The sequence below is a fragment of the Streptomyces sp. SPB074 genome, assembly GCF_000154905.1.
Classification (GTDB): Bacteria; Actinomycetota; Actinomycetes; order Streptomycetales; family Streptomycetaceae; genus Streptomyces.
Genome location: NZ_GG770539.1, coordinates 2,055,329 through 2,075,366, shown reverse-complemented (window position 1 = coordinate 2,075,366; position 20,038 = coordinate 2,055,329). Strand labels below are relative to the sequence as shown.

Sequence of the window (20,038 nt, the reverse complement as noted above, 5' to 3'; positions counted from 1 at the left end):
CCGGGCGGGTGAGCCCGCGGGGGCCGCGTACCCCGCCGCGGGCGGCGCGTGCCCCCGCGGGCCCTACAAGGCGCCCTTCTTGGTGAGCTGGTTGAAGCAGATCCAGCCGGGCAGGACCGGCAGCCAGAAGGTGAGCAGGCGGAAGAGGATGACGGCGGGCAGCCCGATCGAGAACGGCACGCCGAGCAGCGCGAGCGCCCCGGAGAGCGCCCCCTCGACGGCGCCGACCCCGCCCGGCGTCGGCGCGGCCGAGCCGACCGCGTTGCCCGCGAGGAAGACGACGGCGACGCTCGCGAGGCTCACGTGCGTCGAGGAGCCGCCGAGCGCGCGGACCGAGGCGTCCAGGCACAGCACGAAGCAGGCGGTGAGCGCGAGCATCCCGCCGATGCCGGTGAGCAGCTTGGACGGGCGCTGGAGCACGTCGAGCATCCGCGGCACGACCCCGGCGAACAGCGAGCGCACCCGCGTCACCACGAAGCGCCGCAGGAACGGTACGGCGGTGACGACCAGGACGAGCACGGCGGCCGTGAGCAGCCCGGCGATGACGGTGCGCGACGGCGAGAGCGTCGGCGCGTTCTCCGTACCCGTCAGATAGCCGAAGAGGAGCAGCAGCAGGATGTGCGAGGCGAGCCCGAAGAGCTGCGAGGCCCCGACGCTCGCGACCGCGAGTCCGGGCCGCACGCCCGCGCGCTGGAGGAACCGCGTGTTGAGCGCGAGCCCGCCGACCGCCGGGGGCGCGACGACCTTCACGAAGGACCCGGCGACCTGCGCCGCGATGGCGCGCGGCCACGGCACCCGTTCGGGCACGAAGCCGAGCAGGCTCATCGCGGCGGCGACGTAGCTGAGCGCGGAGAACGCGGCGGCGCCCGCGACCCAGCCCCACTGCGCGTTGTGCACGATCTCCTGGAAGTCGATCTTGCTGAGCTGCACGAGGAGGAAGTACGCGGCGATCGCGCCCGCGATGAAGGTGACGAGCGTGCGCGGGCGGATGCGTTCGAGCCGGGCCGGCTCGACCGGGGCCTGCGGGCGGATGCGGAGCACCTCGTGGCGGATCTGGGTGAGCAGGTCCTCCTCGCGGGCCTCGTCCATGGCCTCGTCGAGGGCCCGTTTCTCGGCCTGCTTCTCGGCGCGGGCCGCCTTGCGCCCGCTCTCGCCGGACTCCCCGGCCTCCGCGCGCGCCGTCTTGCGCGCCTCGGAGGCGGCGAGCACGGCCTCGCGCTCGCGCTGGGCGCGCTCGCGGCTCAGGCGGCGCAGGGTCGCCCGCGTCGAGCGCGAGAGCGCGATGGGCTGGAGCAGCGGCAGCGCGTCGGCGATCTTGTCGGGGCCGAGCACCCCGACGGCCGCGGCGACCGCGCGCTCGGCGCCCGCGCGCAGCCCGAAGGTGGTCAGGAGCTGGCTGACGTCCATGCGCAGCACGAGGTCCCCGGCCGCGATCTCGCCGCCGCGCAGGTCGGTGAGGATCACCGTGCCCGCCTGGTTGACGAGGATGGCCTCGCCGGTGAGCCTGCGGTGCGCGATGCGCCGGGACTGGAGGGCCTGGACCTGCCGCCAGGTGTCGCGCATGAGCGCGTCGGTGATCGCCTCGTCGGGCAGCGCGTCCAGGCTGCGGCCCCCGGTGTGCTCGTAGACGAGCATGACGGCGTCGGGGCCCAGCTCGGAGGTCGCGATGAGGCGCGGGGCGTTGGCCCCGGCGGCGATCGCCGCGTAGGCGAGCAGCGCCTCCTGTTCGAGGGCCTGGCGCAGCGTCTGGAGGCTGCGGCCGGTCGTGACGGTCCGCAGGGTCAGGCGGCGCCAGGCGCGGTAGTAGAAGCCGTGCGCCTGCTGCTCGCGGTCGACCACGGTCACATCGAGCGGCGGCCCGTCCTCCAGCGTCACGAAGTACTGCCGCCCGCGCTCCAGCTCCTCGCTGCCGTCGGCGGCGCGCGCGGCCGACACGGGCCGGAAGCCGACGTGGCGCAGCCCGGCGAGCAGGGTCCGCCCGGTGGGGCGCACGTTCGGCGAGCCGACCGCGTAGAGGGTCCCGTAGGCGACCGACCAGCCGATCAGCACGGTCACGACGATGGAGAACGGCGTCGTGTAGCCGACGACGAGCATCGCGAAGGCGTCGAGCAGCAGTACGACCCACAGCACGACGCGCCAGCGCGGCCGGCGCGACATCCCCACGGCTGTCATGTACGCGATCACGGGGGCGAGGTAGCCGTGCACGGGGTCGGTGAGGACGTGGACGTCGGCGGGGGACGGCTGGGTGAGCGCGTCCTTGATCGACTGCGGCGCCGAGTCGGCGACCCACAGGTCCGTCGCGAGCGTCACGCCGTGCGCGAGGACGGCGGCGAGCACGCCGTCGGCGATGCGCAGCCCGTCCCGCTTGACGAGCCGTTCGATCGCGAAGGCGACGGGCACGAGCAGCACGGCGATGCTGGAGGCCAGCCCGGCGAACTTGATCAGCAGATCGGGTGCCTCGCCCGTCCCCCGGTTGATGTCCTGTTCGAGCCCGGACGTCGTGCCGTGCGCGACGGCGGCGATCCCGAGCACGATCGCGAGGACGAGCACGCCGAGGCACAGCCGCAGCAGGTCGTAGGGGCGGTGCACGCGTGCGGGCAGCAGCGGCTCGTCGCCCTCGACCTGGTCGGCGTGCACGACCTCCGGCTCGGGCGCCGGGACCTGGTGGGCGCCCGAGACGGGGGGAGCGGCGCGGGACGGGTCCTCCTGCTCCGGGGGCGCGTCCCCCGGCTCCTGGCCCGGGGGGGCGTGCTCCCGCACGGGGGTCTTGCGGGGGGGGACGGGGCTCGCGCCCGTCCCGTCCGCGTCCTCGTGCCGCGCGGGCCGTTCCTCGCCGGGGGACACGCCGGCAGAGCTGTCCGGCTCGTCGGATCGCACGCTCTGCCGCCTCGGGGTCTCGGAAGTCTCTGGTACGGGTCGGTTCGGGATCACCTGTCACCGCCCGCACGATGGTGGCACGGCCGGACGGCGCCCTGGGGCATCAGGGTGCAATTCGGGAGCGTACGCAGCCGGGCCCGCGCCCCGGCACACCTCGCCCCCCGCTGTGTCGGCGCCGGACCGCTCGCGCGGGCCGGGCACGGCGCGGGGGCGAGGCGCGGTGCGGGGGCGCGGCGGGGCGCGGGGGCCGGGCGCCGTACCGGAGCCGGGCGTGGCTGTCGTACGCGTGCGGCAGGATGGGCGGGATGAGCGAGCAGCACTACCCCGGCCCCCCGGCCCCACCGCCCTACGTCGACCGGGTGCTCGACGTCGCCGCGCGCATCCCGGCCGGACGGGTCATGACCTACGGGGACATCGCCGCCTGGCTGGAGGAGGAGCGCCGCGAGCACGAGGACCTCGGCCTCCCCGGCGAGCCCCCGCGCCGCGTCGGCCCCCGCCAGGTCGGCCGCGCCATGTCCCTGTACGGGGACGAGGTGCCCTGGTGGCGCGTCATCCGCTCCGACGGCACCCTCCTGCCCGGCCACGAACTGCGGGCCCTCGCCCACTACCACGAGGAGGCCACCCCGCTGCGCCCCACCGCGCGCGAGGACCACGTCCCCCGCGTCGACGTGCGCGCCGCGCGCTGGCACGGCGTGACGGACTGAGGGCCCCGCCCCCGAACGCGCGCCCGCCGCGGGCCCTCGCCGCACACCGCGGGCCCCGCCCCACGACTTCGCGCCGCCGCCGCGCGCGACGTAGCGTCGTACCCCCACCCCTCCCACCAGGACCGGCCGGCCACAGTGAGCACCTCCTCCCGTACATTCCCGCACCCCGTACGCCCGTGGGACGGGCCGCGGAGCGCGGGCGGCTACCGGCTGGTGCGCACCCCGCGAACCCCGCCGCGCCCCGTCCCTCTGGACGCGCACCAGCGGGCCGTGGTTGAGCACCGCGCGGGACCTCTCCTCGTCCTCGCCGGTCCCGGCACCGGCAAGACCGAGACGCTCGTCGAGTCCGTCGCCGCCCGGATCGCGGCGGGCGCGGACCCCGAACGCCTCCTCGTCCTCACTTTCAGCCGCAAGGCCGCCGTCGCGCTGCGCGACCGCATGGCCCTGCGCATCGGCCCCGCCTCCGCGCCGCGCGCCACGACCTTCCACTCCTACGGCTACGCCCTCGTCCGCGCCCACCAGGAGGCCGGACCCGAGGGCTCCCCGGTCCGCCTGCTCTCCGGGCCCGAACAGGACCTCGCCGTGCGCGAGCTCCTGGAGGGCGAGACCGCGCTGTCCGCCGAGGGCCGGGGCCGGGTCCGCTGGCCGGGACAGCTCCGTGCCTGCCTGACCACGCGCGGCTTCGCCGACGAGGTGCGCGCCGTGCTCGCCCGCAGCCGCGAACTGGGCCTCGGCCCGGACGCGCTGCACCGCTTCGCGCGCCGCACCGGGCGCCCCGACTGGCAGGCCGCCGCCGCCTTCCTCGCCGAGTACCTCGACGTGCTCGACCTCCAGGGCGTCATCGACTACGCCGAACTCGTCCACCGCGCCGACCTCCTCGCCCGCCGCCCCGACGTCGCCCGCGAGCTCGCCGCCTCCTACGACGCCGTCTACGTGGACGAGTACCAGGACACCGACCCCGCCCAGGTCCGCCTCCTCGACGCCCTCGCCGGCCAGGGCCGCACCCTCCTCGCCTTCGGCGACCCCGACCAGTCGATCTACGCCTTCCGCGGCGCCGACGTGAACGGCATCCTCGGCTTCCCCGACACCTTCCGCACCCGCGAGGGCGCCCCCGCCCCCGTCCGCGTCCTGCCCGCCGCGCGCCGCGCGGCCCGCGCCGTGCTCGACGCGACCCGCGCCCTGACCCTGCGCATCCCCCTCACCCGCCTCCCCGCCGCCGCCGTGCGCGCCCACCGCGAACAGCTCCCCACGCGCGAGGGCGGCGACGTCGCCGTCCACACGTGCCCGAGCCCGGGCGCCGAGACCGACCACGTCGCCGACCTCCTGCGCCGCGCCCACCTGGAGGACGGCCTGCCGTGGGGCGACATGGCCGTCCTGCTCCGCGCCGGTCACCGCCTCCCCGCGCTGCGCCGCTCGCTCACCGCGGCCGGGGTCCCCATCGACACGGAGGGCGACGAACTCCCGCTCCGCCTCGAACCGGCCGTCCAGCCCCTCCTGACCGCCCTGCGCGCGACGGCGGAGGCGGAGACCCGCGCGGAGACGGCACCGCACGGGGAAGCGGACACCGACCCCGGGCCGGGGACGGGGGCCGGGCAGGGGGACGGGGCGGAGGCGGGCGCCGGGGCGGAGACGGGGGGCGGAGCCGGGCCCGCACCGGAAGCGGAGGGCGAGCGCGCGCCGGACGCCGGGCCCGCGCCTGGAGCCGAATCCGTCCCCGTACCCGAGCCGGATGCCGGGCCCGTGCCCGAGCCCGCGCCGGGGGACCCGGCGCCCGCTCCGGCCGGACCCGGCCAGCCGTCGCACGAGCCCTCCTGGATCGCCACCGAGACCGCCCTCGACCTCCTCGCCTCGCCGCTGTGCGGCATGGACGCGGCCGACCTGCGGCGGCTCGGCCGGGCGCTGCGCGCCGAGGAGCGCGCGGCGGGCAACCCCGTACCGCTCCCCTCGGACGTCCTCCTCGCGCGCGCCCTCGCCGAGCCGGAACGGCTCATCGCGCACGACGCCGCGTACGCGAAGACCGCGCGCGCCCTCGGTCTCCTCCTCGCGCGGACGCGCGCGCTGCTCGCCCGGGGCGGCACGGCGGAGGAAGCGCTGTGGGAGCTGTGGAACGGGACGCGGTGGCCCGCGCGCCTGGAGCGCGCCTCGCGGCGCGGCGGCGCGGGCGGGCGCAACGCGGACCGCGACCTCGACGCGGTGTGCGCGCTCTTCGCGACGGCCGCGCGCGCCGAGGAGCGCACGGGCGGGCGCGGCGCGCTCAACTTCCTCGCCGAGACCGAGGCGCAGGAGATCGCCGCCGACACCCTCTCCGGCCGCACGGTCCGCCCCGACGCCGTCCGCCTCATGACCGCGCACCGCGCGAAGGGCCTGCAATGGCGGCTCGTCGTCGTCGCGGGCGTGCAGGAGGGCGTCTGGCCCGACCTGCGGCAGCGCGGTTCGCTCCTGGAGGCCGACCGCATCGGCAGCGACGGCCTCGCCGAACCCCTGACGCGCGGCGCGCTCCTCGCCGAGGAACGCCGGCTCTTCTACGTGGCGGCCACCCGCGCCGCCGACCGCCTCGTCGTCACCGCGGTGAAGGCCCCCGCCGAGGACGGCGATCAGCCCTCGCGCTTCCTGACCGAACTCGGCGTCGAGCCCCAGCACCTCACCGTGCGCCCGCGCCGCCCGCTCGCCGTGCCCGCGCTCGTCGCCGAACTGCGCGCCACGACCGTGGACCCGCGCGCCTCGCCCGCGCTGCGCGAGGCCGCCGCGCGCCGCCTCGCGCGCCTCGCCGCGCTCACCGACGGCGAGGGCAGGCCGCTCGTGCCGAGCGCGCACCCGGGGACGTGGTGGGGCCTCGCGGACGAGACGGTGAACGAGGTCCCGGTCCGCGACCCGGACCAGCCGCTCGCGCTCTCCGCGAGCGCGCTCGGCCAGCTCGTGGACGTGTGCGCGCTCCAGTGGTTCCTGGGCAGGGAAGTACGGGCCGAGGCGCCCGCGAGCACCGCGCAGGGCTTCGGGAACGTCGTCCACGTCCTCGCCGACGAGGTCGCGACCGGCCGCAGCCCCGCCGACCTCGACGTCCTGATGGAACGCCTGGACACGGTGTGGGACGGGCTCGCCTTCGACGCGCCGTGGAAGTCCGCGCAGGAGCGGGAGAACGCGCGCGCGGCCCTGGAGCGCTTCCTGCGCTGGCACGTCCTGGACCGCGCAGGGCGCACCCCGGTCGCCAGCGAGCACCCCTTCGACGTGACGCTCCCGGCCGGGGAGCACGAGATCCGCATCAGGGGCACGATGGACCGCGTCGACGCCGACGCGGCGGGCCGCGCCTACGTGGTCGACTTCAAGACGGGCAAGAACGCCCCCACGGCGGCGGAGGTAGCGCACCACCCCCAGCTCGCCGTCTACCAGCGCGCCGTGGCCGAGGGCGCGGTGGGACCCCTGACCCCGGGCGGGGCGGAACTGGTCCACCTGCGCCTCGAAGCCTCCAGCAAGGACCCCCTCTCCCCGAAGGTCCAGCCCCAGGAACCCCCCGAGGGCGACTGGCTCCCCGGCCTGCTGACAGAAGCGGCGGCCCGCGTCCTCGACGAACGCTTCCGCCCCACCCCCGGCTCCCACTGCGACCACTGCGCCTTCCGTGCCTCGTGCAGCGCGAAGGCGGAAGGGGGCCACGTGGTGGAGTGACCCACACCCACGCCCGCCCGAATTCAAGCCCCTCCGGTGGTCCCCGGCCGAAGGCTGGGGGAGCTTGGCGAGCGGAGCCCCGAAAATCCGCAGGAGCGGCGTGCCACTCCAGCTACGCCCGCCCACATTCAAGCCTCTCCGGCGCTTGAGGAGCGCGGCCCGGGGCGGAGCCCCGGAAACCCGGCGCAACGGCCACATTCCCCCACTGTCACCCCCTCCCCGTACGCTTCGATCCGTGCTCACCGACCCCGCCCAGCTCAACGACCTGCTCGGCATCCCCTTCACCCCCGAGCAGCTCCACTGCGTCACCGCGCCCCCCGCCCCCCACGTCATCGTGGCCGGCGCCGGCTCGGGCAAGACGACGGTGATGGCCGCGCGCGTGGTCTGGCTGGTCGGCACGGGAGCGGTCGCCCCCGAGCAGGTCCTCGGCCTCACCTTCACCAACAAGGCCGCCGCCGAGCTGGCCGACCGCGTCCGCCGCTCCCTCGTACGGGCCGGGTTCAGCGACCCCGGCGCCCCGCCCGCCCCCGGTGCCGAACTCCCCGGTGAGCCGCTGATCTCCACGTACCACTCCTTCGCGGGCCGTCTCCTGGACGACCACGGCCTGCGCCTCGGCCTGGAGCCGGGCTCCCGGCTCCTCGCGGACGCGAGCCGCTTCCAGCTCGCCGCCCGCGTCCTGCGCGAGGCCCCCGGCCCCTACCCGGCGCTCACCCGGGGCTTCTCCGACCTCGTGAGCGATCTCCTCGCCCTCGACGGCGAGCTCTCCGAGCACCTCGTGGACCCGGCCGCTCTGAGCCGCTACGACGAGGAACTGCTGCGCACCCTCGCCGGGGCCCGGCTCAGCAACGACCAGCTCCGCAAGGTCCCCGAGGCCGCCGCCGCCCGCCTCGCCCTCACCGAGCTGACCGGCCGCTACCGCGCCGCGAAACGCGCCCGCGACCTCATCGACTTCGGCGACCAGCTCGCCCTCTCCGCCCGCCTCGCCCGCGAGCACCCCGAGGTCGGCGAGACGCTGCGCGCCCAGTACCGCGTCGTGCTGCTGGACGAGTACCAGGACACCTCCGTCGCCCAGCGCGTCCTGCTCGCCGCGCTCTTCGGCGGCGGCACCGGCCACCCCGTGACCGCCGTCGGCGACCCCTGCCAGGCGATCTACGGCTGGCGCGGCGCCTCCGTCGCCAACCTGGACGACTTCCCGCGCCACTTCCCGCACCCCGACGGCACCCCGGCCCGCCGCCAGTCCCTCAGCGAGAACCGCCGCTCCGGCGGCCGGCTCCTCGCCCTCGCCAACGACCTCGCCGCTCCGCTGCGCGCCCTCCACGACGGCGTCGAGGCCCTGCACGCGCCCGCGGGGAAAGCGGCCGACGGCTTCGTGCGCTGCGCGCTCCTGCCCACCCACGCCGAGGAGATCGACTGGCTCGCCGACCGCGTCGCCCACTACGTCCGCACCGGGACGGACCCCGGCGAGATCGCCGTCCTGTGCCGCACGGCCGGGGACTTCTCCCGCATCCAGGCCGCCCTGGTCGCCCGCGAGATACCCGTGGAGGTCGTCGGCCTCTCCGGCCTCCTCCACCTCCCCGAGATCGCCGACCTCCGCGCCGTGTGCGAAGTCCTCCAGGACCCGGGCGCCAACGCCTCCCTCGTCCGGCTCCTCACCGGCCCCCGCTGGCGTATCGGCGCCCGCGACCTCGCCCTCCTCGGCCGCCGCGCCCGCTTCCTCGCCGGAGGCCGCACGGGCGAGGACGACCCCGCGCGCAGGCTCGCCGCCGCCGTCGAGGGCATCGACCCCGCCGAGATCGTCTCGCTCGCCGACGCCGTCGACACCTTCGTCGAGGGCGGCCCCGACGCCGAGGACGGCCTGCCCTTCTCCACCGGTGCCCGGACCCGTTTCGCGCGCCTCGGACGGGAGCTGCGCGAACTGCGCCGCGCCCTCGCCGACCCGCTCATGGACGTCCTGCACCGCGTCCTCGCCGCCACCGGCCTCGACGTGGAACTCTCCGCCTCGCCGAACGCCCTCGCCGCCCGCCGCCGCGAGACCCTCGGCCAGTTCCTCGACACCGCCGCCTCCTTCGCCGCGAACGAGCCCGCCGCCTCCCTCCTCGCCTTCCTCGGCTACCTGCGCACCGCCGAGCAGTACGAGAAGGGCCTCGACAACGCGCTGCCCGGCGGCGAGAACACCGTCAAGGTCCTCACCGCGCACAAGGCCAAGGGCCTGGAGTGGGACATCGTCGCCGTCCCCGGCCTCGTCAAGGCCCAGTTCCCGAGCGACCGGGGCCGCGAGCGGTTCACCGCGCGCGCGAGCGTCCTGCCGCACCCGCTGCGCGGCGACGCCGCCACCCTCCCCGAGGTCCCCGCCTGGACGGCGAAGGGCCTCAAGGCGTTCCAGGACGATATGCGCGAGCACCAGTCCACCGAGGAACTGCGCCTCGGCTACGTGACCTTCACCCGGCCCCGCTCCCTCCTCCTCGGCTCCGGCCACTGGTGGGGCCCCGAGCAGAAGCGCCCGCGCGGCCCCTCCGCCTTCCTCACCGCCCTCCACGACCACTGCGCACGCGGCCACGGCGAGATCGAGCACTGGGCGGAGCCGCCCGGCCCCGAGGACGAGAACCCCGCCCTGCGCGACACCGACCCCCTCCCGTGGCCCCTCCCGCTCGACCCCGCGGCCCACGCCCGCCGCCGCGCCGCCGCCGCCCGCGTGGAACACCACCTCGCGCTGCTCCAGCACCCGGCGGACCCGCCCCGCCCCGACGAACCCCCCGAGGACCCCTACGAGGACGGCCCTGACCCCGACCCGTACGAGGAGGCGCCGCCCGCCCCCCGCGTCCCCGCCCCCGCCCCGCACGGCGAGGACCTCACCTCCGAGGAGTCCCGGCTGCTCGGCTCCTGGGACCGCGACCTCGACGCGCTCGAAGGCGAGCTGCGCCGTGCCGCCGCCTCCGTGCGCGAGGTGCCACTGCCCCCCTCGCTCACCGCGACACAGGTCCTCCGCCTCGCCGAGGACCCCGACGGGCTCGCCCGCGACCTCGCCCGCCCCCTGCCCCAGGCCCCCAAACCGGCCGCTCGCCGGGGCGCCCGCTTCCACGCCTGGCTGGAGCGCCGCCTCACCGCCGGACACGAGCAACCGCGCCTCCCGCTCCCCGACGAGGGCGAGCCCGAACCCCGCGAGGACGCCGAGATCAGCGACGACCTCGACCTCGAAGAACTCAAGGAAGCCTTCGAGCGCACCCCCTACGCGCACCGCCCCGCGCACCGCGTCGAGGTCCCCTTCCAGCTCAGCCTCGCGGGCCGCGTCGTGCGCGGCCGGATCGACGCCGTCTACGCGCACGACGAGGACGGACGGCGCCGCTACGAGATCGTGGACTGGAAGACCGGCCGCGACCGGGCCCGCGCCGACCCCCTCCAGCTCGCCGTCTACCGCCTCGCCTGGGCCGAGCGGCACGGCATCGCCCCCGAGGAGATCGCGGCGGCCTTCGTCTTCGTGCGCACGGGCGAGACCGTACGGCCCACCCGGCTCCCCGGACGCGCGGAACTGGAACGCCTCTTCGCCGAGGAGGACGCGGCGGACGGCGGACCCGCTCCCGCGCCCCCGGGGCCCCGCGCCGCTCACCCGTCAGGCGGATAAGGTCGAGGACATGAGCACCACCCCCCACGGGGCCGACGACGCGGTCGGCGCCGTCCGCGCCCACGTCACCGCGCACCGCGCCGCCTTCCTGGACGACCTCGCCGCCTGGCTGCGCATCCCCTCCGTCTCCGCGCAGCCCGAGCACGCCGCCGACGTCCGCCGCAGCGCCGACTGGCTCGCCGCCACCCTCCGCGCCACCGGCTTCCCCACCGTCGAGATCTGGGACACCCCCGGCGCCCCCGCCGTCTTCGCCGACTGGCCCGCCGAGGACCCAGGAGCGCCCACCGTCCTCGTCTACGGGCACCACGACGTGCAGCCCGCCGCCCGCGCCGACGGCTGGCACTCCGAGCCCTTCGCCCCCGAGACCCGCGAAGGACGCCTGTACGCGCGCGGCGCCGCCGACGACAAGGGCCAGGTCCTCTTCCACACCCTCGGCCTGCGCGCCCACCTCGCCGCCACCGGGCGCACCAGCCCCGCCGTGCACCTCAAGTTCCTCGTCGAGGGCGAGGAGGAGTCCGGCTCCCCGCACTTCCGCGCCCTCATCGAGGACCGCGCGGACCGCCTCACCGCCGACACCGTCCTCGTCTCGGACACCGGCATGTGGGACGAGCGGACCCCCACCGTCTGCACCGGGATGCGCGGCCTCGTGGACTGCGAACTCGTCCTGACCGGCCCGGACCAGGACATCCACTCCGGCTCCTTCGGCGGCGCCGTCCCCAACCCCGCCACCGTCCTCGCCCGCGTCGTCGCGGCCCTCCACGACGAGGACGGGCACATCGCGATCCCCGGCTTCCACGAGGGCGTGACCCCGCTCACCGACCGCGAGCGCGCCCTCTTCGCCGAGCTGCCCTTCGACGAGGACGCCTGGCTGCGCACCGCCTTCTCGCACGCCACCGCCGGTGAATCCGGTCACACCACCCTCGAACGGATCTGGGCGCGCCCCACCGCCGAGGTCAACGGCATCGGCGGCGGCTACCAGGGCGAGGGCAGCAAGACGATCATCCCGTCGTCCGCCTTCGCGAAGCTCACCTTCCGGCTCGTGGACCGCCAGGACCCGGCCGCCGTCGAGAAAGCCGTCCGCGCCTTCGTGACGGCCCGCGTCCCGGCCGGCATCCGCGCCGAACTCACCTTCGCCGGCGCCACCAGGCCCTGCCTTACCCCGCTCGGCCACCCCGCGCTCGCCGCCGTCGTCACGGCCATGGAGACCGCCTTCGAACAGCCCGTCCGCCTCACCCGCGAGGGCGGCTCCGGACCCGCCGCCGACCTCGCCGACGTCACCGGCGCCCCCGTCCTCTTCCTCGGCGTCTCCGTCCCCTCCGACGGCTGGCACGCCCCCAACGAGAAGATCGAACTCGACCTCCTCCTCAAGGGCGCCGAGGCCGCCGCCCACCTCTGGGCAGAACTCGCCCGCCCCGCGCACGAGGCACACTGAGAAGACAGCGGCAGCGCGCACCAGCACCGACGCCACCACCACCGACGACGCACCTCAGGGGGAGTGGGAAGCACCCGTGACCACCCGGAACGACCAGACCACCGAGCACGGCCCCGAGCACGGCACTCCGCACGGCATCGCCCAGGACCTCGCCGAGCGGCCCATCCCGCTCACCGCCCCCCACGGCATCGACCGCGCCGCACACCACCGCCTGGACGAGGCATGGCTCGCCGCCGCCTGGAGCCACCCCCGCACCCGGGTCTTCGTCGTCTCCGGCGGACAGGTCCTCATCGACGAGAACGACGCCGGAGTGACCGAACTCGTCACCACCCCGAGCTTCGAGGCCCCCCTCACCGAGTCGCACCGCTACTTCCTCGGCACCGACGAGGACGGCGTCAGCTACTTCGCCCTCCAGAAGGACAGCCTCCCCGGCCCCATCGACCAGTCCGCGCGCGCCGCCGGGCTGCGCGAGGCCGGGATGCTCCTCCCGCCGCGCGAGGCGGGCCTCATGGTGCACGCCGTGGCCCTGGAGAACTGGCAGCGGATGCACCGCTTCTGCTCGCGCTGCGGCGAACGCACCTCGATCGCCGCCGCCGGGCACATCCGCCGCTGCCCCGCCTGCGGCGCCGAGCACTACCCGCGCACCGACCCGGCCGTCATCATGCTCGTCACCGACGAGAAGGACCGCGCCCTCCTCGGCCGCCAGGTGCACTGGCCCGAGGGCCGCTTCTCCACCCTCGCCGGCTTCGTGGAACCGGGCGAGACGATAGAGGCCGCCGTGCGCCGCGAGGTGCACGAGGAGGCGGGCGTCCCGGTCGGGCACGTCGAGTACGTCGCCAGCCAGCCCTGGCCCTTCCCCTCCAGCCTCATGCTCGGCTTCCTCGCGCACGCCACCTCCGCCGGGATCACGGTCGACGGCGAGGAGATCGAGGAGGCCCGCTGGTTCTCCCGCGAGGACCTGCGCGAAGCCATCGAGGCCGGCCAGGTCCTGCCGCCCTTCGGCGTCTCCATCGCGGCCAGGCTCATCGAGCTCTGGTACGGGGAGCCGCTGCCGAAGCCGCTGTGAGAAGCGGCTCCCGGCCGCGGACGCGAAGAACCCCGCGCACCAGGACAGGACCGCCGCGCACGACGAAGGGCCCCGCCCGGAACGCTCCGGACGGGGCCCTTCGTCGTGCGCGGCGGACGGCCCCTGCCGGGCCGCCGCCCGGCCGATCGGCCGGGCGCCCCGCTCAGCCCTGGAGGGCCAGCTTGACCTGGGCCAGCGAGGGGTTCGTCATGACCGCCTCGGTACCCGTCTCCGCCTTCACCAGCACGGTCGGCACCACCTGGTTGCCGTCGTTGACCTTCTCGACGAACTCGGCCGAGGCCGGGTCCTGCTCGATGTTGATCTCCTCGTAAGCGATGCCCTCGCGGTCCAGCTGGCCCTTGAGCCGACGGCAGTAACCGCACCAGGTCGTGCTGTACATCGTCACAGTGCCCGGCATGTTCCTCGTACTCCTTCGCCCCTCTGCGGACCCGGGGGCCCGCCGCGACGCGTTCTCCGTACGTCGCGCACTTGCAGAACGTAAGCCACGGCCCGCCCATTCCCGCACCCGCGCTCCCGCACCCGCGCTCCCGTGCCTTCGATCATGTGCTCGTACGACCACGGGCGCCGCCTGTGGACAACCCGCGCCGCCCGCCCGCACCGACCTGAGAGCATGGCGGGGTGACAGCAGCACCCCAGGACTCCCTCTTCCCTCCGGTACCGGAATCCGCCGACGCCGTGCTCCACGGACTCGACCCGGAGCAGCGCGAGGTGGCCCTCGCCCTCACCGGGCCCGTCTGCGTCCTCGCCGGCGCCGGTACGGGCAAGACGCGCGCCCTGACCCACCGCATCGCCTACGGCGTCCGCACCGGCCGCTACAAACCGGGCACCGTGCTCGCCGTCACCTTCACCCAGCGCGCCGCCGGGGAAATGCGCGGACGCCTCCGCGAACTCGGCGCGCACGGCGTCCAGGCCCGCACCTTCCACTCCGCCGCCCTGCGCCAGCTCCAGTTCTTCTGGCCGAAAGTCGTCCAGGCCGAACCGCCCCGCCTCGTGGAACGGAAGATCCAGCTCGTCGTCCAGGCCGCCGAAGCCTGCGGGCTCCGCCTCGACCGCACCGAGCTGCGCGACCTCACCGGCGACATCGAGTGGGCGAAAGCCACCCAGACCCTCCCCGACGACTTCGCCGAGGCCGCCGCCACCGCCGGCCGCACGACCCACCGCGACGCCCTGGAGACCGCCCGCGTCTACGCCCAGTACGAGGCGCTCAAACGCGGCAGCGGACGCATCGACTTCGAGGACGTCCTGCTCCTGACCATCGCGATCCTCCAGGACCGCGAGGACATCGCCCGGCAGGTCCGCTCCCAGTACCGGCACTTCACCGTGGACGAGTACCAGGACGTCAGCCCCCTCCAGCAGCGCCTGCTCGACCTGTGGCTCGGCGAACGCGAGGACGTCTGCGTCGTCGGCGACGCCAGCCAGACGATCTACTCCTTCACCGGCGCCACCCCCGAACACCTCCTGGACTTCCCCGCCCGCCACCCCGGCGCCACCGTCGTCCGCCTCGTCCGCGACTACCGCTCCACCCCCCAGATCGTCCACCTCGCCAACAACCTCCTCTCGCACGCCACCGGCCCCGCCGCCCGCCAGCGCCTCGAACTCGTCGCCCAGCGCCCCCCGGGACCCGTCCCCGAGTCCACCGAGTACGCCGACGAGGTCGCCGAGGCCGAGGACATCGCCCACCGCATCCGCACCCTCGTCGCCGAGGGCCTCCCCGCCGCCCAGATCGCCGTCCTCTTCCGCACCAACGGCCAGAGCAACCTCTACGAACAGGCACTCGGCGACGCCGGCGTCCCCTACCGGCTGCGCGGCGCCGAGGCGTTCTTCGACCGGCCGGAGATCCGCTCCGCCGTCAGCGCGGTCCGCGCCGCCGCGCACAGCGGCGCCAACGACACCGCGCTCGACCTCGACGCCCCGCTGCCCGCACAACTGCGCCGCGTCCTCGGCTCGCACCGCCTGTGGAGCAGTGAGCCCCCCGCCGGCTCCGGCGCCGTCCGCGAACGCTGGGAATCCCTCGCCGCCCTCGTCCGCCTCGCCGAGGAACTCGCCCGCGCCCGCCCCGGCGCCACCCTCACCGACCTCGCCGCCGAACTCGCGGACCGCCAGGCCAACCAGCACGCCCCCACCGTCGACGGCGTCACCCTCGCCTCGCTCCACGCCGCCAAGGGCCTCGAATGGGACGCCGTCTTCCTCGTCGGCCTCGCCGAGGGAATGCTTCCCATCACCCACGCCCGGACCGAGGAACAGACCGAGGAGGAACGCAGGCTCTTCTACGTCGGCATCACCCGCGCCCGCAGCCGCCTCCACCTCTCCTGGGCCCTCTCCCGCACCCCCGGCGGCTGGGGCGGCCGCAAACCCAGCCGCTTCCTCGACGCCCTGCGCACCCCCGGCAGCGCCCGCCCCGCCTCCTTTGCGGACACGCCCCGCCTCCGTACCGGCCAGGCGAGCCGCCCGGCCGACCGCGACCGCCGCGCGGCCCGGGACGCCGGAGAACGACCCGCCCCGCGCAGACGGGCCCCGGCCCGCTGCCGGGTCTGCGGCCGGACCCTCACCGAGGCCGGCGAGATGAAACTCATGCGCTGCGAGACCTGCCCCTCCGACATGGACGAGGGCGTCTACCAGCGCCTGCGCGACTGGCGCGGCATCCGCGCGCGCGACCTCGGCCAGCCCGACTTCTGCCTCTTCACCGACAAGACCCTCGTCGCCATCGCCGAGGCCGTCCCCGAGACCCAGACCGAACTCTCCCGCATCCCCGGCGTCGGCGCGCGGAAGTTCCGCCGCTTCGGCTCCGAAGTCCTCGCGATCTGCGCAGGTCAGGAGTGCGCCCCCGGCGCACGGACGGACTGAGGCGAACTCGTCAAAAAAATAGTTTGCGCCCGGCCCGACAATCCCCATAGGTTCTTAGGCACGGGAACGGACAGGCTCTCCGAAGCCCCCGCCCCGTGCTGTGCCACACCCTTCGGGGGCCCCGCCCCGCGAAGGGCGGACCCGCGAGGACAGTGCCTTCACGGCACCTGAATATTTCCACCGGACCACCGAGCACCACCGGTCCCCCGAGACGCCGAGAGGAGGCGATTGCAGTGAGCAGCTTCAACACGATCACCAAACTGACCGCTTCGACGGTCGTCGCCTCCCGTTTCCTCAGCATCTCGGACCTGGGCACCGGACTGTCCGGTATCTCCGGTCTCTCGGCTGTTTCCTTCCCCGGCCTGTCCTTCGGACGGCCCGAGGGCGAGAAGCACGACGAGCGACCGACCCAGGCACCGGCAGCAGTAGTGACGGACCAGGCGCACGCCTATCCGATCGCGGCAGCCGGTGCCGGAAACCCGATGACGCAGCACCACACGATGTGGGCCTTCCGTGGGCTCGAACCCTGGAGTGATCCCGTCTGACCACGTCAGACAGGCGCCTTCAGGGCCGCGGACCCCACTCGGGACCGCGGCCCTTTTGTTTTGCCCTCTTTCTCAAGGGAGGACGGAACCGAAGGCGCCCGGGCAGCAGGAATCGGTACCCGACACCACCGGCCCACCAGGCCGGACCGACAGACGAGGAAGCAGAAACCGTGCAGACGACCGAGACGCACGTCCCGTCAGTACCGCCGTCACCCACCAGCCAGCCGCCCGGCCCCCCGGAGGACCACACCGTGACCCCGCTCACCCCGCTCACCGCCCTCGACGCCGCCATCGAGGGTCTCGACACCCCCGTCCCCTGCCGCGCCTACGACCCCGAGGTCTTCTTCGCCGAGTCCCCGGCCGACGTCGAGTACGCCAAGTCGCTCTGCCGCACCTGCCCGCTCGTCGAGGCGTGCCTCGCCGGCGCCAAGGAGCGCCGCGAGCCGTGGGGCGTCTGGGGTGGCGAGCTCTTCGTCCAGGGCGTCGTCGTCGCCCGCAAGCGGCCCCGCGGCCGCCCGCGCAAGAACCCGGTCGCCGCATGAACATCACCGGCACCATCGATCGCCCCACCACGCACAACCCGCAGAAGCAGGACCCGATGAACCCGACCCCCGCGCAGCCCGCAGGGCTCGCTTTCAGCGAAGCAGCCCGCACCGGCCACCTGGCCGGCACCGAGAACAGGACCCGAGAAATGCAACTCATCCCAGAAGCGCTGGCCCGCGCGCATATGGACGAGCGAATGCGCGAGGCGGAGCACCAACGCCCCGCCACCCGCCTCCGCAACGCCCGCCGCCTCCAGCGCCACGCCGAACGCGCCACCCTCCGCGCCCGCCGCGCCCTGGCCCTGGCGGTCATGCAGTAAGAGGCACAGCGGGGACAGGACGGCAGCCGGGCGCGGAAGCGGTGCGCGGAGCCGCGCTCGGGAGCGCGTGACCGCCGGGGGCGTGGGCCTGAGGGACAGGTGGCCTCTGGGCTTGGGCCCGGGCGGTACGTGGTCTTGGGGTCACGTGGCCGCTGGGCGCTGGGTCCGGGGGTTACGTGGCCTCGCGGCCTGGGCCTGGGGGCTTGGGCCCGGGGGTCACGTGGCCCGGGGCTGGGCGCCGGGCGCGGGTGCCGGGTGTCGCGCGCCTACTGCTGAACGTGGTGTCGGCCGACTGCCTCGCGAAACGGGGCTCGTCGGGCCCGGCCGGTCCGCGACTGGACGCTCGGCCCTCCTCCGCCTCTCGCGAGCCGGGGGAACCGGGCGCCAACAGGCCGACGGGCCGCGCGCCTTGACGATCACCGCACGATGCCGCTCCGGCCCGGTCACGCCCCCAAGAGGGGCGTGACCCGGGCCCGGACGCGTTCGCGGAGACATCCACCCCCGGGAGGACGTCCACGAAGGGACGGCGCGGAGCACAGGGGTGGTGGGTGGTCCGAGTCCGGGGGCGTCCTGTGTGGTCCATCGCCGTGTCCCGCTGTGTCTCGCGCCCCGGCCCTCTGCCCCCGGGCCATCGGCCTCTGTGGACGCCGTCCGATGACGTCCCCGCCCAGCGGCGGCCCACCGTCAAAGCTGGCGAGCGCCGGCAGCGAGGCCGCCGTTCCGACGCCCCTCCCGCCACTGAGCGCAAGCCGGACCGGACCCGTGTCCTGCCGGGGCCGTGCGCCCCACACCACCGTCCGCCCGTCGGCCCCCGGCGGGCTGCCCCGCTGAACGCGGCGGAACGCGGCGGAACGCACAGCGGTCCGGCGCGGTTTCGCCTCACGAGCGCCACGACGAGGTCGCTCCCCGCAGGACATCACGGCGGCGGCCGTCACCCCCCTCCCGTCTCGGCCGCTTCCCCTTCCTCCTCTGCCTCCTCGGTCTCCTCTTCCGTCCAGAAGCCCGGGAGTTCACCCTCCGGGCAGTCGGCGGCGAAGCCGGGGAGCCAGTTCTCCAGCTCCTCCCGCAGCCGCACCCGCGCGCCAAGCTGACAGAGCACACCGATCGTGCTGAGGCTCACGCGGTGGATGAGCAGGTAGTCGGGCGGCAGGTTCAGCTTGCGCCCCAAGTGGTGCGCGGGGGAGCGCGGATCAGCGATCCGGGCGGCCTGTCCCCGCAACCACTCCCGCGTGAAGCCGAACTCCTCCACGGCGGCGGGCTCGATCATCGGCCGCAGGAATTCGAGCACGGCCCGTTCGTCCAGCTGCGTCTTCTCCCCGATGAACCCCACCTCCCGCAGCGAACCGTGCACCTCCGCCGCGGCGTCGGCGAGGCCGAGCCGCAGAGACCGCCCGATGATCGGCGGCAGACCGCCCGGCAGACGATCGACCGTCCCGAAATCGAGCACCGCGAGCCGCCAGCCCTCCTCGCCGCCCTCACCCCCACCATCCGGCAGCAGCCGGAAGTTCCCCGGATGCGGGTCCGCGTGCAGCAGCCCCGTACGCGCCGGACCGCAGAACAGGAAGTGCGCGAGCAACTGTCCCGCACGGTCCCGTTGTTCCGGCGACCCCGAAGCGATCACCTCGGCGAGCGGCACCCCGTCCACCCACTCCGTCACCAGCACCTCGGGCCCCTGGTGCACGACAGGGGGCACGAACACGTCCGGATCACCCGCGAACTCCTCCGCGTGCGTCCGCTGCGCCTGCGCCTCCAGCGCGTAGTCCAGCTCCTCGGCCACCCGCTCGCGCAACTCGGCCACGAGAGGCTTGATGTCGATACCCGGCACGACAGGACCGAGCACCCGCGCCACCACACCGAGCTGCGCCAGATCCCCGAGCAACGCGCGCCCTGCGCCCGGGTACTGCACCTTCACCGCGACACTCCGCCCGTCGTGCCACACGGCCCGGTGCACCTGCCCGATCGAGGCGGCGGCGGCCGGCTCCTCGTCGAAGGACCGGAAGAGCTTCCGCCAGTCCTCGCCCAGCCTCTCCGCGAGCAGGCCCCGCACCGTCGAGACCGGCATCGGCGGCGCCGCCTCCTGGAGCCGCGTCAACGCGGCCCGGTAGGGGCCGGCAAGCTCCTCCGGCAGCGCCGACTCGAACACGGAGAGCGCCTGCCCGACCTTCACGGCCCCGCCCTTGAGCTCTCCCAGCACCTTGAACAACTGCTCCGCCGTCCGCTGCTGCACCTCCCGCCCCACCAACTCGGCGGACGCACCTCCGATCCTCCGCCCGAGCCCCCACGTGGCCCGCCCCGCGAAACCGAGCGGCAGCGTCGCGAGCTTCGCCGTCCGCGTCACCGCCTTCCGAGGAAGCTCCGACATACGCCCTCCCGCTCCACCCCGCCCACGCCGCACCGCACGACGCCCA

The 20,038-nt window shown here is 75.2% G+C and carries 12 protein-coding genes; 9 read left to right on the top strand and 3 right to left on the bottom strand.

Annotated elements, in window-relative coordinates:
- Positions 1–63: 63 nt before the first annotated feature.
- Positions 64–2,877 (bottom strand): lysylphosphatidylglycerol synthase transmembrane domain-containing protein, encoded by a 2,814-nt coding sequence (locus SSBG_RS08275; protein WP_234010425.1) that lies wholly within the window; start codon positions 2,875–2,877, stop codon positions 64–66.
- A gap of 305 nt (positions 2,878–3,182) precedes the next feature.
- Between SSBG_RS08275 and SSBG_RS35675 the strand changes: the two genes are divergently transcribed.
- The 5 genes from SSBG_RS35675 (at position 3,183) to nudC (ending at position 13,358) form a co-directional block, all read left to right on the top strand.
- Entirely contained in the window at positions 3,183–3,581 is a 399-nt protein-coding gene (locus SSBG_RS35675) for an MGMT family protein (protein ID WP_037869248.1), read from the top strand.
- 135 nt (positions 3,582–3,716) lie between these two features.
- Positions 3,717–7,241 carry an ATP-dependent helicase gene (locus SSBG_RS08265; protein ID WP_008745738.1) on the top strand — a complete coding sequence of 1,175 codons (3,525 nt, stop codon included), beginning with the start codon at positions 3,717–3,719 and terminating at the stop codon, positions 7,239–7,241.
- Between the two features lie 235 nt (positions 7,242–7,476).
- Positions 7,477–10,860 carry an ATP-dependent DNA helicase gene (locus SSBG_RS08260; RefSeq protein WP_037869246.1) on the top strand — a complete coding sequence of 1,128 codons (3,384 nt, stop codon included), beginning with the start codon at positions 7,477–7,479 and terminating at the stop codon, positions 10,858–10,860.
- Between the two features lie 10 nt (positions 10,861–10,870).
- The gene (locus SSBG_RS08255; protein WP_008745736.1) at positions 10,871–12,292 is read left to right on the top strand and encodes a dipeptidase; all 1,422 of its coding nucleotides are present in this window, start codon (positions 10,871–10,873) and stop codon (positions 12,290–12,292) included.
- A 136-nt stretch (positions 12,293–12,428) separates the two neighbouring features.
- A complete protein-coding gene (gene nudC / locus SSBG_RS08250) occupies positions 12,429–13,358 on the top strand; it encodes an NAD(+) diphosphatase (protein WP_037871234.1) in 930 nt (309 codons plus the stop codon).
- Between the two features lie 163 nt (positions 13,359–13,521).
- On the opposite strand, the gene SSBG_RS08245 is transcribed toward nudC, so the two are convergent.
- A complete protein-coding gene (locus SSBG_RS08245; protein WP_008745734.1) occupies positions 13,522–13,776 on the bottom strand; it encodes a mycoredoxin in 255 nt (84 codons plus the stop codon).
- A gap of 221 nt (positions 13,777–13,997) precedes the next feature.
- On the opposite strand from SSBG_RS08245, the gene SSBG_RS08240 reads away from it, so the two are divergent.
- The 4 genes from SSBG_RS08240 (at position 13,998) to SSBG_RS08225 (ending at position 17,630) form a co-directional block, all read left to right on the top strand.
- Complete coding sequence (locus tag SSBG_RS08240) at positions 13,998–16,223, top strand: ATP-dependent DNA helicase UvrD2 (RefSeq protein ID WP_008745733.1); 2,226 nt, start codon at positions 13,998–14,000, stop codon at positions 16,221–16,223.
- Between the two features lie 233 nt (positions 16,224–16,456).
- On the top strand, positions 16,457–16,768 hold the full coding sequence (locus tag SSBG_RS08235; protein WP_037869243.1) for a hypothetical protein: 312 nt from the start codon (positions 16,457–16,459) through the stop codon (positions 16,766–16,768).
- A 170-nt stretch (positions 16,769–16,938) separates the two neighbouring features.
- The gene (locus SSBG_RS08230) at positions 16,939–17,310 is read left to right on the top strand and encodes a WhiB family transcriptional regulator (RefSeq protein WP_008745731.1); all 372 of its coding nucleotides are present in this window, start codon (positions 16,939–16,941) and stop codon (positions 17,308–17,310) included.
- Positions 17,307–17,630, top strand: coding sequence for a hypothetical protein (locus tag SSBG_RS08225; RefSeq protein WP_008745730.1), 324 nt, complete (start codon positions 17,307–17,309; stop codon positions 17,628–17,630). The genes SSBG_RS08230 and SSBG_RS08225 overlap by 4 nt, the downstream gene beginning before the upstream one ends.
- Before the next feature lie 931 nt (positions 17,631–18,561).
- Here the strand turns inward: SSBG_RS08225 and SSBG_RS08220 are convergent.
- A complete protein-coding gene (locus SSBG_RS08220) occupies positions 18,562–19,992 on the bottom strand; it encodes an ABC1 kinase family protein (RefSeq protein WP_037869242.1) in 1,431 nt (476 codons plus the stop codon).
- Between the last annotated feature and the right edge of the window lie 46 nt (positions 19,993–20,038).

Excerpts from the sequence above, each read along its gene's own strand:
- SSBG_RS35675 (WP_037869248.1), top strand. The coding sequence starts at position 3,183 with ATGAGCGAGCAGCACTACCCCGGCCCCCCGGCCCCACCGCCCTACGTC.
- SSBG_RS08255 (WP_008745736.1), top strand. The coding sequence starts at position 10,871 with ATGAGCACCACCCCCCACGGGGCCGACGACGCGGTCGGCGCCGTCCGC.
- SSBG_RS08245 (WP_008745734.1), bottom strand. The coding sequence starts at position 13,776 with ATGCCGGGCACTGTGACGATGTACAGCACGACCTGGTGCGGTTACTGC.
- SSBG_RS08225 (WP_008745730.1), top strand. The coding sequence starts at position 17,307 with ATGAACATCACCGGCACCATCGATCGCCCCACCACGCACAACCCGCAG.
- SSBG_RS08220 (WP_037869242.1), bottom strand. The coding sequence starts at position 19,992 with ATGTCGGAGCTTCCTCGGAAGGCGGTGACGCGGACGGCGAAGCTCGCG.